This window comes from Flavobacterium sp. UGB4466, assembly GCF_903469665.1.
Classification (GTDB): Bacteria; Bacteroidota; Bacteroidia; order Flavobacteriales; family Flavobacteriaceae; genus Flavobacterium; species Flavobacterium lipolyticum.
Genome location: NZ_CAGKLC010000048.1, coordinates 1 through 17,456, shown reverse-complemented (window position 1 = coordinate 17,456; position 17,456 = coordinate 1). Strand labels below are relative to the sequence as shown.

General features: G+C 35.7%; 13 protein-coding genes and 1 other RNA gene. 6 read left to right on the top strand and 8 right to left on the bottom strand.

Features of this window, described 5'->3' with window-relative positions; genetic code table 11:
• Positions 1-40: 40 nt before the first annotated feature.
• Positions 41-2,452, top strand: coding sequence for a thiamine pyrophosphate-dependent enzyme (locus JO950_RS12800; protein ID WP_202702999.1), 2,412 nt, complete (start codon positions 41-43; stop codon positions 2,450-2,452).
• Positions 2,453-2,611: 159 nt separating this feature from the next.
• Here JO950_RS12800 and kdsB read toward each other — a convergent pair whose 3' ends face one another.
• Positions 2,612-3,346 (bottom strand): 3-deoxy-manno-octulosonate cytidylyltransferase, encoded by a 735-nt coding sequence (gene kdsB / locus JO950_RS12795; protein WP_202702998.1) that lies wholly within the window; start codon positions 3,344-3,346, stop codon positions 2,612-2,614.
• A 140-nt stretch (positions 3,347-3,486) separates the two neighbouring features.
• Here kdsB and JO950_RS12790 point away from each other — a divergent pair, with 140 nt between their 5' ends.
• Positions 3,487-4,824 carry a PQQ-binding-like beta-propeller repeat protein gene (locus JO950_RS12790; RefSeq protein WP_202702997.1) on the top strand — a complete coding sequence of 446 codons (1,338 nt, stop codon included), beginning with the start codon at positions 3,487-3,489 and terminating at the stop codon, positions 4,822-4,824.
• 323 nt (positions 4,825-5,147) lie between these two features.
• On the opposite strand, the gene ygiD is transcribed toward JO950_RS12790, so the two are convergent.
• Both ygiD and JO950_RS12780 read right to left on the bottom strand, forming a co-directional pair.
• Positions 5,148-5,978, bottom strand: coding sequence for a 4,5-DOPA dioxygenase extradiol (ygiD, locus tag JO950_RS12785; protein ID WP_202702996.1), 831 nt, complete (start codon positions 5,976-5,978; stop codon positions 5,148-5,150).
• 82 nt (positions 5,979-6,060) lie between these two features.
• Positions 6,061-7,485 (bottom strand): ATP-dependent RecD-like DNA helicase, encoded by a 1,425-nt coding sequence (locus tag JO950_RS12780; RefSeq protein ID WP_017496659.1) that lies wholly within the window; start codon positions 7,483-7,485, stop codon positions 6,061-6,063.
• Positions 7,486-7,730: 245 nt separating this feature from the next.
• Here JO950_RS12780 and JO950_RS12775 point away from each other — a divergent pair, with 245 nt between their 5' ends.
• Both JO950_RS12775 and JO950_RS12770 read left to right on the top strand, forming a co-directional pair.
• Entirely contained in the window at positions 7,731-8,552 is an 822-nt protein-coding gene (locus JO950_RS12775; protein ID WP_202702995.1) for a DUF3822 family protein, read from the top strand.
• Positions 8,549-9,154 carry an RsmD family RNA methyltransferase gene (locus JO950_RS12770; protein WP_017496661.1) on the top strand — a complete coding sequence of 202 codons (606 nt, stop codon included), beginning with the start codon at positions 8,549-8,551 and terminating at the stop codon, positions 9,152-9,154. Before JO950_RS12775 ends, JO950_RS12770 begins: the two co-directional genes overlap by 4 nt.
• A 90-nt stretch (positions 9,155-9,244) precedes the next feature.
• On the opposite strand, the gene JO950_RS12765 is transcribed toward JO950_RS12770, so the two are convergent.
• Positions 9,245-11,359, bottom strand: a complete 2,115-nt coding sequence (locus JO950_RS12765) for an outer membrane beta-barrel family protein (protein WP_202702994.1) — start codon at positions 11,357-11,359, stop codon at positions 9,245-9,247.
• 407 nt (positions 11,360-11,766) lie between these two features.
• Here JO950_RS12765 and JO950_RS12760 point away from each other — a divergent pair, with 407 nt between their 5' ends.
• Together JO950_RS12760 and JO950_RS12755 are read left to right on the top strand one after the other, a co-directional pair.
• A complete protein-coding gene (locus tag JO950_RS12760; protein WP_202702993.1) occupies positions 11,767-13,125 on the top strand; it encodes a sensor histidine kinase KdpD in 1,359 nt (452 codons plus the stop codon).
• Between the two features lie 10 nt (positions 13,126-13,135).
• A complete protein-coding gene (locus JO950_RS12755) occupies positions 13,136-13,825 on the top strand; it encodes a response regulator transcription factor (RefSeq protein WP_202702992.1) in 690 nt (229 codons plus the stop codon).
• A 30-nt stretch (positions 13,826-13,855) separates the two neighbouring features.
• On the opposite strand, the gene JO950_RS12750 is transcribed toward JO950_RS12755, so the two are convergent.
• From JO950_RS12750 to rnpB, 4 genes are all read right to left on the bottom strand, one after another.
• Positions 13,856-14,401, bottom strand: a complete 546-nt coding sequence (locus JO950_RS12750; RefSeq protein WP_202702991.1) for a DUF3575 domain-containing protein — start codon at positions 14,399-14,401, stop codon at positions 13,856-13,858.
• A 142-nt stretch (positions 14,402-14,543) separates the two neighbouring features.
• On the bottom strand, positions 14,544-15,461 hold the full coding sequence (locus tag JO950_RS12745) for a ketopantoate reductase family protein (RefSeq protein WP_202702990.1): 918 nt from the start codon (positions 15,459-15,461) through the stop codon (positions 14,544-14,546).
• 247 nt (positions 15,462-15,708) lie between these two features.
• Complete coding sequence (locus tag JO950_RS12740; protein ID WP_237732350.1) at positions 15,709-16,962, bottom strand: cation:dicarboxylate symporter family transporter; 1,254 nt, start codon at positions 16,960-16,962, stop codon at positions 15,709-15,711.
• A gap of 31 nt (positions 16,963-16,993) precedes the next feature.
• Positions 16,994-17,313: RNase P RNA component class A (rnpB, locus tag JO950_RS12735), an RNA gene on the bottom strand.
• Between the last annotated feature and the right edge of the window lie 143 nt (positions 17,314-17,456).

Sequence of the window (17,456 nt, the reverse complement as noted above, 5' to 3'; positions counted from 1 at the left end):
TTTAATTATTTTTGCTCCGAAACATTACCCATTTGAGATTATGATTAAAGAAAAAAATAATACTACACTTACTTTCGAAGATTTCAAAACTGAAGTAATGAACGACTATAAAATTGCGGTTACGAGCCGTGAATGTAGTCTTTTAGGACGTAAAGAGGTATTGACTGGGAAAGCTAAATTTGGAATATTTGGGGACGGTAAAGAAGTTCCGCAACTTGCGATGGCGAAAGCCTTCAAAAATGGAGATTTTCGTTCCGGATACTACCGCGATCAGACTTTTATGATGGCTATTGGCGAATTGACTCCAAAACAGTTTTTCGCCGGTTTATACGGTCATACCGATTTAGATTTTGATCCAATGTCTGCCGGAAGACAAATGGGAGGACACTTTGTAACACATAGTTTAAACGAAGACGGCTCCTGGAAAGATTTAACAAAACAAAAAAATTCAAGCGCAGATATATCTCCTACAGCCGGGCAAATGCCAAGGTTATTAGGATTGGCTCAGGCTTCAAAAATTTACAGAAATGTTGACGGAATTACTGTTAAAGATAAATTTACAGTAGACGGAAACGAAGTTGCCTGGGGAACTATTGGAAATGCCAGTACATCTGAAGGCTTGTTCTTTGAAACTATAAACGCGGCAGGAGTTCTGCAAGTTCCAATGGTAATGAGTGTTTGGGATGATGAATACGGAATTTCGGTTCACGCCAGACATCAGACTACCAAAGAAAATATCTCTGAGATCTTAAAAGGATACCAGCGTGATGAAGATTCCAAAGGTTATGAAATCTTCAGAGTTAAAGGCTGGGATTATGCTGAATTGGTTTCTACTTACGAAAGAGCGGGCGCTATTGCACGTGAAGAGCACATTCCGGTTTTGATTCACGTAAACGAATTAACACAACCGCAAGGACATTCTACTTCTGGTTCACACGAACGTTATAAAAACGCAGAGAGACTGGCTTGGGAAAAAGATTTTGACTGTATCCGTCAAATGCGTTTGTGGATGATTGCCATTAACATTGCATCTCCGGAAGAATTAGCTGAAATTGATTTTGACTTGAAAAAAGAGGTTCTTGAAGCTAAAAAAGAGGCTTGGAATTCTTTCATCAATCCAATTATTGAAGATCAGAAAAATCTTTTGGCTTTATTAGGTCAAATTGCTGAAGCCAGCATCAATCATAAAGAAAGAATACAAAAATATATTTCGGAATTAAGCGCTATTAAATCGCCTTTAAAAAAGGAAATGCTTGCCATAGCAAGAAAGATATTGCGTTTTATCGAAGTACCAAACAGTAAGGTTTTATTATCCAACTGGATTACCAATTATATTGAAATTACACAACCAAGATTCAGCAGTAACTTATACTCTGATTCTGATTTAAATGTATTTTCAGTTGAAAAAGTACTTCCAAAATACGCCGAAGACGCGAAAGCCGACCTGGACGGAAGAATGATTTTACGTGATAACTTTGATGCCTTGTTTACCAAATATCCGGAGACTTTGATTTTTGGTGAGGATGTTGGAAACATTGGTGACGTAAATCAGGGATTAGAAGGTATGCAGGAAAAATACGGAGAACTTCGTGTTGCCGATATCGGAATCCGTGAAGCTACCATCATTGGTCAGGGAATTGGTATGGCTTTAAGAGGTCTGCGTCCGATTGCTGAAATTCAATATCTAGATTATTTACTATACGCCATCCAAATCATGAGTGATGATTTGGCGACATTACAATACAGAACAGTAGGTAAACAAAAAGCACCGTTAATCATCAGAACCCGCGGACACCGTTTAGAAGGCATCTGGCATTCAGGTTCTCCGATGGGAATGATTATTAATGCCATTCGTGGTATTCACGTTTTGGTTCCAAGAAACATGACTCAGGCCGCAGGATTCTACAATACCCTTTTAGAGTGTGATGAACCGGCTTTAGTAATCGAATGCTTGAACGGTTACCGTTTAAAAGAAAAAACACCTTTAAACTTTGGTGAATTCAAAACACCAATTGGTGTCGTTGAAACGTTAAAAGAAGGTTCAGATATTACGCTTGTTTCTTACGGATCGACTCTAAGATTGGTAGAGCAGGCTGCTGTTGAATTGTTAGATTTAGGCATTGACTGTGAAGTGATCGACATTCAGTCTCTTCTTCCTTTTGACGTCAATAAGGATATCGTAAAAAGTATCGCCAAAACCAACCGTTTGCTTGTAATTGACGAAGATGTTCCTGGTGGAGCTTCAGCATTTATTTTGCAGCAAATTATGGAAGAACAGGATGCTTACCACCATTTAGACAGTAAACCGCAAACGCTTGCTGCAAAAGAGCACAGACCGGCTTACGGAACTGATGGTGACTATTTCTCAAAACCTTCTGCTGAAGATATTTTCGAAAAAGTCTACAGCATGATGCACGAAGTTAACCCTTCTAAATATCCAGCTTTATACTAAGAATTTAGCTCATTATACAAAAACTCCCCAAAAGAAAATATTTCTTTTGGGGAGTTTTTTTTTAGTTTCAGGTTTCAAGTTTCAGGTTTGAAGTTTCAGGTTTCAGGTTCCACATCTCACATTTTACATTTCACAAACTTCCCACTTAACCTGCTCCGATCAAATATCCTTTAAAATAGCTCTTGCTTTTTCTAAATCCTCGGCAGTATCAATTCCGATTCCGACATGGGTGGTTTCTACCATTTTTATACGTTTCCCGAATTCTAAATAACGTAATTGCTCTAATTTCTCGGAAGCTTCTAAAGATTTCATCGGCAGACTGTAAAAATCCAATAAAGCCTGTTTTCTAAAAGCATAAATTCCAATGTGCTGAAAGTAACGTACCCCAACGTCTTTATCTCTTGGATACGGAATTACCGATCTCGAAAAATACAACGCAAACTGCGACTGATCGACCACCACTTTTACATTATTCGGATTGTTAATTTCAGTTTCATCGGTAATCTCACGCATTAAAGATGCCAGATCTATTTTGCGTTCTCTGTCGTCTTTAAACACAGACAAAACCTGCTCTAAAGGTCCGGCTTCAGTAAAAGGTTCATCTCCCTGCACATTTACCACAATATCAACATCAAGACCCGCAACCGCTTCTGCAATTCGATCACTTCCCGATTCATGTTCTTTAATACTCCTAATAGCTTTTCCACCCTGATTTACAATTTCATTATAAATTAAATCGGAATCAGTCACCACAAATACATCGTCAAATAATTTTGTAGCGACGGTTGCCTCATACGTTCTTAAAATCACGGTTTTCCCTCCTAAATCCTGCATTAGTTTGGCAGGAAAACGTGTTGATGCATATCGCGCCGGAATTACAGCTATAATCTTCATTTTATTTTTCTTTTATAAACTTCTAAACAAATGTAACTATTCAAAACTAATAAGTTTAAAAAAAATATTCTTTGTCGTAATTTACAAATCTGAAGAACAGCCCCTTAAAAAATGCATTATATTTATCAGAAAAAACCACTATGAAAAAACACCTGATTTTGCCCTTGCTTTTATTAAACTTAACTTTTATTCCCTCGGCCTTCTGCCAAAAAAAATCTACTATAAACAATGCTTTTACAGATCGCATTTTCAGCGGACAAGGGTATCAGCCTACTTCCAGCCTGAAATGGAAATTCAAAACCGACGGTAAAATTTTCTCCTCTCCGGTTACAAAAAACGGTATTGTTTATATTGGCAGCGAAGATGGTTTTCTTTACGCTGTTGAAGAAAACTCAGGCAAAACAAAGTGGAAATTCAAAACTAACGGAGCCATCCACAGTACTCCCGGCCTCTTTGAAAATACTGTTTTCTTTGGAAGTTTTGATGGAAACTATTACGCGGTAAACACTCAAAACGGAAAATTAATCTGGAAATTTAAAACCGGTGGAGAACATTGGTTTGGAGAAAAAGGCATATTTGGACTGAAGCCGGAAACTCAATACATGGAAGATTTATGGAGTTTTTATCTGTCCTCCCCTGTCGTTTACAAAAAAGAAAAACAAGCAGTGGTGTTATTCGGCAGCAGTGACGGAAATGTTTATTCGCTGGATGCCAAAACAGGAAGTTTAAAATGGAAGTTTAAAACCAACGGACCTGTACACGGAACTCCGGTAATCGATCAGAATAAAATTTACGTTGGCGGCTGGGATGCTGTTCTATACGCCTTAAACATCGAAACCGGTAAGGAGATCTGGCGCTTTGCAACCGGAACAAAACCAGGTTTTAAAGGAATCCAATCTTCGGTAGCTGTTGCTGATGGAAAAGTCTTTTTTGGAGCCAGAGAGCCGTTCTTCTTTGCTCTTGAAGCCGAAACCGGAAAATTGGTTTGGAAATACGATGCCGAAAATTCCTGGGTTCTAAGTACTGCAGTGATTCAGAATAATACGGTTTATGTAGGAACTTCAGACACTTATGCCCTACTGGCTCTGGATGCCAGAAATGGTGCAGAAAAATATCGATTCAAAACGAATGGTTACATCTATAATTCTCCGGCCATTGCAGGAAGCACTATTTATTTTGGTGATTTTACAGGCAATTTCTTTAGTCTAGACCTTCTTTCTAACGGAAAGAAATCTAAAACCATAAGCACCGAGGACCGTAAGCAATTTGCTGCTTCTGTCTTAAAAAATGATTTATTAGATTCTGTTCACGCTGCGCACTACACAGACCTTTCTGTATATGAAAACAATAAAAAAGCAATGGATGAATTGTACAAACTGGGATCAATTGTTTCTTCGCCATTCATTAGTAATAATACAGTTTACTTCGGAAGTGCCGACGGTTATCTGTATGCGTATAACTTAGAAAAAGAATCCTAAATTAGGATTTCGCAGAGATTCACAAAGATGCCACAGAGATTCACGGAGTTTTTTTTACATGTTGCGTAATTTTTGTCACGCAGATTTTGCAGATCCAGCAGATTTTTCATCATAGAATGCGTAATAGGTTTTTCCAAATTTAATCTGCCTAAATCTGCGAGAAACCTTTTTATATAATATCTAGCAACAAATTACTTGAGTATCGCCGACTGTTATTTCGATCAATATAACTTAGAAGAAGAGAAAATAATCTTAGCGAATCTCCGTGGCATCTTTGTGTATCTCTGCGCAATAACCCTTTCGCAGAGATTCACAAAATCGCATTACATTATTTTCACCGATGTCATGCTCAAAGAACCTGCTAATAGTTTATCATTAAACAAACTAAGTTCTTCCGACTTTTCTTTTAATCCTAAAGTATATAATAATGGCAAATAATGCTCGGGAGTAGGAATTGCCAATTGGGTCGCTTTATTCATTTTTTCGAAGTCAATCAAAGGCTGAAAATTATCGTTTAATAAGTGACTGTTGATGGTTTCCCTCGCTTCAATTGCCCAATCGTAACCGTAATTGTCTTTATCAAAGTTCCTGAAATCGACCAATCGCAAATTATGAACAATGTTTCCGCTTCCAATAATTAAAACTCCTTTGCGGCGTAAGGATTGTAGTTTTTGTGCCAACTCAAAATGATATTGTCCCGACTTTGTATAATCAATACTCAACTGAATCACAGGAACGTTCGCTTCCGGATATAAGTGTTTGATTACACTCCAGGCACCATGATCCAGTCCCCAGTGCTCGTCTAAATCTACCAACACGGGTTCTAATATTTTTTTAGTCTCGTGGGCTAATTCCGGGCTTCCTTTTGCAGGATACTGCACCTCAAAAAGGGCTTGAGGAAATCCTCCGAAATCATGAATCGTTCTGGGCATCTGCATCGCTGTTACTTTGGTACCATTGGTAAACCAGTGAGCCGAAATACACAAAATAGCATTGGGCTGCGGCAATGTTTTTGCGAGATCCCGAAAACCGGTTACAAACTGATTTTCTTCAATTGCATTCATCGGACTCCCGTGTCCCAAAAACAAAACCGGCATTTTATCAGTATTCGAAAACGAAGACGAAATCGAATGTAAGTCGTTTAGTGTTGTCATAGTAAATGGTTCTAACACGAATTTCACAGATCTAACCAATACTAAATCTAAAAAAATCGTGACAATTAGTGAAATTCGTGTTTTATTCCTCGAAACTTTCGTCTTTAAACCCTATCAAATATAACTTATTTTTAGCACGTGTCATAGCCGTGTACAGCCATCTGATGTAATCGCGATCAATTCCGTTTGGCAAATACGGCTGCTCAATAAAAACGGTATTCCATTGTCCACCTTGCGATTTATGACAGGTAATTGCATAGGAGAATTTCACCTGTAAACCGTTAAAATATTCGTTTTCTTTTACTTTCTGAAACTTCTTGTATTTTGTACTTTCACCTTCATAATCTTTCATTACTTCCTCATACAAACGATTGGATTCTTCGTAGGTTAAGGATGGAGATTCACTTTTTATGGTATCTAAAATCAATACCGTTTCAAAAGGCTTTTGGTCCGGATAATCGACCATTCTGATTTTTACCTTTGCAAAATTAAATCCGTACAATTCCTTGATTCCAAAAAGCTCTAGAACTTCGATAATATCTCCATTGGCAATAAATCCTGCCTCATCTGTTTCTTTCAGCCAGAAATAATTATTCTTAACCACCATCAAGAAATCTCCTGCCGACAGTTCACTTTCTTTAAATAAAATTCTGGTTCGGATTTGCTCGTTATACTGATTGGCTCTTTTATTCGAGCGAACAATAAAAGCGGTATCTTCAATACTGTAATTACTGTAAGCCATATTGATAGCATCCTGAATGTCATACCCGTCCGTCAATCGAACAATGTCTTTGAATCCTCTAACATTGAACCTAAATTCGGTAATAAAACTTTCCTTCAGCAATTCTCTTAGTTCTGTCGCATTGAACAAAATTCCTGAACTTTCTTCCTGACGCATGACCTCGTCCAGCTCGATATGTTCGACTTCTTTACCATAGTGAATCCCTAAAGTATGCGTATCCAAAGCCGGGCTAATATCCATATTTACAGGAGGAAGCTGCGCAGTATCTCCTAAAAGAATCATTTTACAATTGGTTCCCGAATAGACATAGGTAATCAAATCATCCAACAGTGATCCGTTATCGTATAATTTTGAATCGGAATTATTATCAGAAATCATCGAGGCCTCGTCGACGATAAAAATGGTGTTTTTATGTTTATTGAGCTGTTTGGTAAAAGCTACACCTCCACCGGAAGATTTTTTCGGAAAATATATTTTTTTATGAATCGTAAATGCGGGTGTATTTGAATAACTGGCGATTACCTTTGCTGCACGTCCCGTTGGCGCCAGCAAGACAAACTTTTTATTAATATCCCCCAAATTGTTCACTATGGTTGAAATCACAGTTGTTTTTCCCGTTCCTGCATATCCTTTCAAAACAAAAATGGTGTCGTTAGCCGGTTCGGTTAAAAAAATAGCGATTTTTTGAAAAAAAATATCCTGCTTATAAGTTGGTGCAAATGGAAACTTTTTTTGCAAAACGCCGTAAAACAATGCTGAATTCATAGGGTAAATTTAAGATACAAAGTTCGTCTTTTTAAATGGCAATGCCAATTTAAAATTTTTACCCCGGCAGAATTTATAAAGAACCCCAAATTTATTTTTCAAAAAAAAACTTTTCTTAACTTTCTATTAAAATGAATGTGAAATTGTTTTTTGAAATTGCAATTATTATTGTTCCTTTTTAATTTGTAAGTTTGTGGTCGCCTAAAATTCCTTCTTGAAAAACAGGTAACGAATTGTAAATCAATATGTCATTACAAAACACTAACATCACTTCAAAAAATTACAAAAAGCTTTCTATTCAGGTTTCTCTGACCGGATTGTCATTTTGTTGTTTTGACACTTTAAATAATACGGTTACTTCTTTAAAAGAAATTCATTTCGATACGTTTCACAAAACGACCAAGATTGAAGAATTGTTTGGAGATGCTTTTAGAAATCACCCGGAACTAACGGAAACTTACGACGAAGTTTTAGTGATTCACAATAACAATCTTTCTACTTTTGTTCCAACGGCTTTGTTTGATGAAAACTACCTTGGAAGTTACCTGCAATACAATACAAAAGTTTTCGAAACTGATTTTTTTGCTTACGATCAGATTTCAAAATACCAAATGAATGCGGTTTATATACCGTATGTTAACATCAACAATTTTTTCATCGATCAGTTCGGCACTTTTGACTACAAACATGCCAACAGTATTTTAGTCGAAAAAATTCTGGACGCTTCAAGAAACAATGACGATAAAAAAATGGTCGTTAATTTCAACCCCGGTCATTTTGAAGTGATTGTAGTCCAAAATCAAAAACTATTATTGTTCAATTCATTTGAATATCAAACACCTGAAGACTTTATTTATTATTTGCTTTTTACTGCCGAACAATTAAGTTTGAATCCTGAAAGTTTTCCACTTGAATTATTAGGTACAATCGACCAAAACGATGCATTTTATGCCATTGCATATAAATACATTCGTCATATATCCTTTTTGGATGTAAGCACCTTACAGCAAAGAAATAGCTTCACCACAGCCGAAAATCAAAAACATTATATCTTATTCCAATCATGAGAATTATTTCAGGGAAATACAAAGGACGCCGCATTTTTCCGCCAAAAAACCTTCCTGTAAGACCAACAACCGACATGAGTAAAGAAGCATTGTTTAATGTTTTGAACAATCATTTTAGTTTTGACAGTTTAAAGGTTTTGGACTTGTTTTCAGGAACCGGTAACATCAGTTTTGAATTCGCCTCCCGCGGAAGTGCTCCAATTACGTCAGTAGACGGTGATTTTGGATGCGTAAAATTTATCAAGCAGGTTTCGTCAGAATACGATTTTGACATCGCGGCAACTAAAAGTGACGTTTACAAATTTCTGGAAAACTGTAAAACCTCCTACGACATTGTTTTTGCCGATCCTCCTTATGGATTTGATCAGGCAGCATTCGAGAAAATTGTGGTAACGGTTTTCGAAAGAGAATTACTTCACGAAGACGGTATGATGATTATCGAGCATTCCAAATACACCAAAATGGATCATTTGAGTAATTTTTCTTTTCAAAAAAGTTACGGAGGATCTTTCTTTAGTTTCTTCGAATTGAACTCCACTGATGATGACGAAGAATTGCCAGACGATTCCTCTACTAAAATAACAGAAGAAGACGAAGGGTAAACCTCGCTCTGCCCATACTGTCATATCGAGCGAAGTCAGAACATTTTAAGTTTGAAACTTCGCTCAGAAAGACAATTTCACAGTGCTGTTTTATCTTATACGATCTGAATTCTCTTCCATCCTTTTTCCTTTGAATTCGGATTCCTTTACTTTTCCAAAAGAATACTTTACAGAAACTGAAATCTCATGTTCATCAATCAAATATCTGGATTTCGAACTGATATTGTTAATGGTAAAAACTTCTGCTTCTGTTATACTTTTAAACACATTATTAAAACTTAGGGCACAGCTCCAATTTTTAAAGAACGTTTTAGAAACCCCTACATCTACGACCGTTCTAGCATTTCTTTCAAAAACTCCTTTGTACTGCTTTGCAATTGTCCTGAAACCAACCGCTACTACATAATCTTCTGGAAGCCTAAATTCGTTATTGGAGTAATAATAAAAATAAGGTTTTGAAGACCTGAATACGGCCGAAGAATCTTCAATTTTCTCTGAAACAAAAACCAATGAGTTTGTAGTAGTCCAAAATCTATAGGTGAAAGGCAATTCAAAATCAAGAATCAAGGCGGACTCTTTCTCAAAATTCACATCCTTAAAAGTCATGATATTGAGTTCCTTATCAAAGAAAAAACTATTATAAACCGGATTTGTATTTTGATAATACGTTAGCTTAACCGATTTATCATGGTATTGAAAAGTAGACGAGATTTCGTTGACAATCGTGGGATCTAAATTAATATTTCTGGCATATAAAAAGTACGGATTAATATAGGTTGTTCCCTGACTTAAAGAAGAATAATTAGGTCTCGAGATACTTTTGGCATAATTAACACTAATACTCTTTAAGCTGTCTATGGGAAAAGAAAGCTGCACTTTAGGGAAAAAATTAGTGTAATTTTTACGGATTAGAGGCGTCAAATCTGCTTTAAATTTCCCGTCCACATTTGTATTCTCAACCCTTACTCCAACGGAAAATTCGACTTTCTTAATTTTTCCTGAAAACTGACTGTAACCTGCCAAATTTTGCTCTTTAAAATCGTATTGACTAAATTCCCTTTCATCATTTTCATAGTATAACACATCAAAATCTGATTTAGAACTAGCAGAAGAATACAATCCTCCCATTTCAAATTTCATCTCATTTTTAAACTTCTTTTCAGCATCAATTCTACCCGAAAAGACAGTCACCTTGAATTTTTGATCGCGAAGCTGTGCCCATTCAAATGGAGTTTCGTTATACTTATTCTTAACATTACTCCACAATGCCTGATCAAAATTAGACCACTGTAAACCAGTAAAAACCTGTGCATCAATAGCTTTTATTTTTTTATTATAATTCAAAAAAGAGTTTACAAAATTCTTTCGGGTATCATTATCACTGTAAGTCAACACGTTGTTTTCTATCTCTTTATTCTTATTATAAGTTAAGGTATGAATAGGAAAAATATCTTTCTGAAGCTTACTGTTCACACTAAACGAAAAATAATCATCTTCATTTATCTTATAAAACAAACTTCCTCCAAAAATGAACTGTCTTTTTTGGGAATAAGCGGTCACATCATATTTAGACGCGATTTCGGCATTGGGAATTTGGTAATCAATACTGTGATTTTCCCAGGGCTGTAATTGATTGTAATTAAAATTAGCCTTCCATTCCAGTTTGTTCTTTTTAAAACTGGTATTAAATCCAAAATAATTATTGTACTTTTTCTTAAAAGAAGCGACCTCAGTAATCTCAGTTCTAAAACTGTCTTTTTTACTAAATTTCCTTGTAATCAAAATTACAGAACGTCCTTCAGCCTCATATTTAGAAGAGGGGTTCTGAATAATTTCGATCGTTTTAATATCGGCTACGGCCAAAGCATTCAAATCATTCATTCCCACTTTTTGATTGTCGATATAAATTAAAGGATTCCCTCTGCCTACAACAGAGATACTTTCTCTATCTGAACTGATTTGAACAGTTGGCAACTTTGCCAGTAAATCGACTGTATTGGGAATCACGTTATAAATAGAATTGGCAACATCGACTTTTACATTTCCGTTTGTATTGGCAAAAGTCTTTTTATTCTGAGCAATCACAACTTCATTTAACGCATTTGAAAGACTGTCTTTTGGGATCTCGCTTTGTGCATATCCCGTTAAAGAAAATAAGAACCAAAAGAGAATTAAAAAAAGTTTTACCAGCAAATTAATGTTCATTTTAGGTTTGATTTTAGTTTATAGTCCTGCAAAAATGCTTCTAAAAAAGAATTATGAAAGTTAATTGAAGGTTAATGCGGAGTTAATGTGATTATTGTCTGACAAAAGCATTATTTTTGGATTGAGAATAGCCAGCATATTTGCGCCGGTTTAATAAATAAATTCTCATCACGCAAATTAGAAAATTATAAAACGCATAGATACATAGCTTTTAGGTGACGTAAAGGAGGCAAAAAAGAAATAAATTTCTTTCACATAGAAGATGCGTATTTTAAATAAGTGAAACGTCTTTTTTTAGGCAAACGAAACTATTTTTCTATGTATTAAAACCATTACAAAGGGTTAAATAAAACAAACCCGCGTAAACCAGTTTAATCTGTCGTATCAGTGTGCCAACAAAACAACTCATGAAACAAAGAATCAATTTACTAATAGCATTTTCGGTCATCGCTCTAATTGTTTTATCAACAGTGCAATGTTATTTGGTAAAAACAACTTACGATTATAAAGTGGCGCAGTTTCACACTGAAATTAAAAATAAAATTGCCGGTATCTCTAATGATTATAGCGACATAGACTCGGTAATAGTCGCCAAAAAAGAAGCACTTTACCAGCAATTATCTGAAAATTACATTCAGGGAAAAAACAACAAGTTTGAGATCAAAAAGTATATTCTGGAAAATGAATATAGCGACGCTTTGACACAAAAAATTCAGAGCAAGTTTAAAAGAGATTTACCCGAGTTAAAAATAGATTTTGCGATTGTCCTGAATAAATTTGTTCTGTACCCAAACCACGCAAAAGCAGACACTATTTTCTCTGAAAAACCTTTTATCCAAAACAAACTATACGGAAATCTGATCTCCTTAAATCATGCCTTTTTAGTTCGGAATTATGTTGGAACTACCAACGGAACTTTTGAAAATAAGAATTACAAATTATTGACTGAGGATTCGATGTACGTTTCGGTAATCGACTGGGAAATGATCATTTTAAAACGAATGACTTTCGTTCTCATTTTGTCTTTACTTTCTATAGCAACCCTAATATCTCTTTTTTTTATTGCTATAAAAGCATTAATCAAACAGAAGAAGGCCAACGATGTTAAAACCGATTTCATCAATAATATTACCCACGAACTTAAAACCCCATTGACGACATTAGGCATTTCGACCAAAATATTGGAGCGAAAAGACATTCGGGATAATGACGAGAACTTTAATGCTATCGTCAATACCATTTCACGTCAGAACAATCGTTTACAAAATTTGATTGACCAGGTGATGGCCAATTCGCTGGCCGAAAACGGAATCGAATTGCAAAAAGAAAATATCGAAACCGAAAATTTTCTATTGACGATCGTTAATGATTTTAAAATCACCTATCCGAAAATCGACATTAAAACCAATTTTCAGACGCAGAAAACAAGCTTGCATCTGGATAAATTCTATTTGACCACTGCTCTTTTGAATGTTCTGGAAAATGCGGTAAAATATGGCTCCAACTCTATTACACTAAAAACAAATCTGAACGAAAATCAATTTTCAATTAGCGTTGAAGATGATGGAATCGGAATTGAAAAGAGCAAACAATCGCTTCTTTTTGAAAAATTCTATCGCGTAGAACAAGGAAATCTTCACAATACAAAAGGTTTAGGATTAGGATTGTATTATGTTGATCAGATTATAAAAGCGCATCAGGGTACTGTTAGCGTTGTGAGTGATCTTGGAAAAGGAACTCAGTTTACTATTTTATTAAAAGTTTAATTCCCTTATTTTGAAAAAATTACTTTTAGCCGAGGACGATTTTGATTTTGCCGCAATTTTAAAACAATATTTAGAATTGCATCAATTCGAAGTCATCTGGGCAGAAAATGGAGAAATAGCTTTAGACTATTTTTCAAATCAGACTTTTGATATTTGTGTTTTGGATGTCATGATGCCAAAATTAGACGGATTTTCACTGGCCGAAAAAATAATTACAATCAACCCTGAGATTCCATTTATTTTTCTCACTGCACGAAAATTAAAAGAAGACAAAATCATCGGGTTAAAACTAGGCGCAGACGATTATATTATAAAACCTTTTGAAGTAGACGAACTCATTCTGCGTTTGCACAATATTCTAAAAAGAATCGAACAAAAGAGAAGTCTGGATGGAAACAATATAATCGAAATTGGGTCTTATATTTTTGATAACGAAAGACTAACCCTAAACAACAAAAATCATGTCCAGCAGCTTACAGAAATGGAAGCTTCTCTTATTGAGTATTTGTACCTGAATCATAACCAGTTATTAAAGAGGGATCAAATTTTAATGTCGGTCTGGAAAAAAGATGATTATTTCTCAGGGCGAAGTATGGATGTTTTTATTAGCAGACTCAGAAAATATTTTAATTCCGATCCAAAAATCAGCATTGAGAGTACCCGAAATATTGGATTGGAATTTAAAATAGAAAAACCTTGATTTAGCCAAGGTTTTTCTATTTTTTTGTGCTTATTTTCCAATAACCCAACCTAATGTAAAATTAACTACCGGAACAAATTCGGTATCGTATTGATCAATATTTATTCCGGGACCCAGATTAAATTCCATATTGAATTTTCGTTTGTAAGTTCGCTGCAATCCCCAAAGTACCGCAATGGTTGTTGATGGCGCATATTCTCTATACCTCTCGTTAGTAGAAACCGTTCGAAAATTATACTGGGCATTTAGAGCAAAAAAATTAGCCGAGTTATGAGCTGTACTCTTTCCTTTTTTAGCTCTCTTTTTAAAATTGTAATAATGACGAAATTGCTCACTGATTAACGGGGAAAAATAAACGTTTGACTCGTTATAGAAACTGTTATAACTGTAACCAACCCCTAAGCTAATTTCTGAATAAAGGGTGTTATTAGCCGTAAAGCCATGCTCATAAACGAATCCCGGAGCGATCATATTTATTTTGAATTGATTTTTTTCTACCGACGGTACTTCATCTTGCGCCTGAATGACATTGGTAACAAGAACAGATAAAAATAAGAACAGATAATTTTTTTTCATTTTGGTTTTTAACTTAATTGCTTCAAAAATAAGATAAAAACAACAAAATCAAACTTAAAAAAAAGAAAGTATTTTCTTATAATTAAAAAAAAATCCCTTAACTCATTTGTACCTAAACCTGTACTAGAAACAAACCCAAAATTTAAGGCAGCAATACATTAGAAATTTTTTCGTACAATGGCGTTTTTACGCCATATTTTTTCCCTTCCTTCAACACAAACTTAGTAAGTGAAAGGGCTTCGGTACTTTTACCTGCCAGTAGATCTCTATGCATCGATGATGTAGCTTCGCGTGGTGATTTTTCTAACTTAAGTACAGTCTGATTTACAATATCATCCGGCAGCTGCAATCCTTTCGCTTTGGCAACCGCATCAATTTCATGCACCAATCCCACATAAACCGACATAGTATCCGGATTGTCCCGAATTTCACCAATATTCTGATTTAGATAGGAAGTTGTTGTAGCCAATGCTGAAATAAAAATAAACTTCTCCCATACCGTTTCTTCAATATTTTCTACCCAATAACTTTCAATTCTGGCCTGCTGAAAAATTTGTTGTAATTCTTCTAATTTTGAAGTAGAAACCGTCTTAGAACCAAAAAACAGCTTTTCATAAAAACCCATTTTTCGGATGGTTCCGGGCAAAGTAATCATCGAAATGATATAGACACAGCCTTGCAGTATGTCGTTCTGAGGGAATATTTTCTGAATGCGTTCCGGAGCATCAACTCCATTATACAATGGAAGAATAACCGTTTTAGCCACAATACAGCTTTGAAGCGAAAGTAAACTTTCCTCAATGTCATACGTTTTGGTTGCGCAAATTAAATAATCCAGTTCACCAATTTCCTCGGGATTATTTGAAACTAGTTTTGGATGCACAATCATTTCTGATTCATCGGTTACTATTTTCAATCCACTATCAGCAATAGCTTTTTGTGTGGCGCCACGAGCAATAAAAATCACTTCGACTTCATCAGATTTATAATAGGCTTTCGCCAAAAGTCCGCCGAAATAACCACCTACTCCACCGAGTCCTAAAATTCCAATTCTTTTCATAAAAATTCTATTTAACAAATTCTAAGTTTCAAATTACAAGTTTCAAGTTTCAAGTTTCAAGTTTCAAGTTTCAGGTTTCAAGTTTCAGGTTCCAAGTTTCACATCTCACACCTCACATTTAACATTTCTCTTTCTGATAAAAAAATAACACGCGGATGGCACGGATTCACCATGTGAAAACGCGGATTGATACGGATTTTACATTTGACAATCCACAACTCACAACTAATAACTAATAACTCATAACTCATAACTCAGATAAAACAGGATCCAGATTCAGCTCTGTAAAATCGCGTTCTGTTTTCGAAATGATAATTGTTGCCACTGTATTCCCAATCAAATTGGTAATCGCTCTGGCTTCACTCATAAACTTATCGACTCCCAGTAAAAAAGCCAAACCTTCAACCGGAATTTTATGCAAAGCCGTTAAAGTCGAAGCCAGCACAATAAATCCGCTTCCGGTTACTCCGGCGGCACCTTTTGAGGTAATCATCAAAATTCCGATAACACTTAAAATCTCAAAAAAACTCAAATGTACGTCATACAGCTGCGCCAGAAATATCACCGACATTGACAAATAAATTGAAGTTCCATCCAAATTAAAAGAATAACCCGTTGGAATCACCAATCCCACAACTGATTTACTGCATCCCATTTGTTCCAGTTTCACCATAATACTCGGTAAAGCTGCCTCAGAAGAGGAAGTCCCGAGCACCAGTAAAAGTTCTTCCTTAATATATTTCAAAACAGAAAGAATCCTGATTTTATAATATCTCAGAATACTTCCCAAAATCAGAAAAACAAAAAGGGCCATGGTCAGATACACACACAACATCAATTTCCCAAGTGGAATGAGGGTTTGTAAACCAAACTTCCCAATAGTGTAAGCCATACCTCCAAAAGCACCAATGGGAGCGAGATACATTACATATTTTAATCCCAGAAAAACCACATTCGAAAAACGTTCTAAAACCAGAATTGTCTGTTCTCTTTTTCTATAAAAATTCAATGCAATACCACAAACGATAGCAGCCAATAATACTTGTAATGTAAAATTGGACAAGAAAAACTGTAGCCAGGAAAAATGCTCCGCAGCATTCGTTGTATATTGACTGGCATCTCCCAAAGTCAAACTGGATTTGTCGATTTTACCGGGTTTAAAAAAATAAGCTACCGCCACACCAATGGCCAAAGCTACGGTCGAAACCACTTCAAAATAACCTAGTGCTTTAATTCCAATTCGGCCCACTTTTTTCAGGTTTCCCATTCCGGAAATTCCCAAAACAATCGTCAGAAATATAATCGGCCCAATAAAGAGTTTGATCAATGCAATAAACTTAGCTCCCAGTATTTCCATTTTCACACCATTCGCGGGCGAAAAATGACCGAGCAAAATTCCGGCAATAATGGCAATAAGAACCCAAAAAGTAAGATTCGTAACTATAAGCCTAAAAGTGCTTTTTTGGGGTTGTTTTGAAGATTTTGGAGTAGTTATATTCATGAAGGTAGATTAGAGAGTTTCACAAATATATAAAAAATGCAGACCTATAAGCCGGATTCTGTCCCCGATAAATCAGGGCCTTATCATTTATCTAGATTCCGCATTACTGCGGAACTCAAGCTACCTACCCTTCAACAACGGACGAGAAGCCCTTAAATGCTGATATACTTGGTATTTCACCGCATAGAGTTTACCTGGTTTCACTACAGCATTACCTGTACATACTTTCTGTTGCACTTGTCCTAACTCCGATAAATCGGAGCCGACGGGTGTTACCCGCTATGCTTCTCTGTGGTGTCCGGACTTTCCTCCCTTCCGATCAATCGGAACGACGATAAGGCGGTCTGCGGGGCAAAAGTAACACTTTATCTACTAAGAACCAGTTTAAAATTTATTATTGATTTCCTTATTATGATTTTCGGCTACAACTTCGTTAAATTTTTATAGAATAGCGCTGCTATTCTATAAAAATTTGCCTTATTTCACTCAAAAAT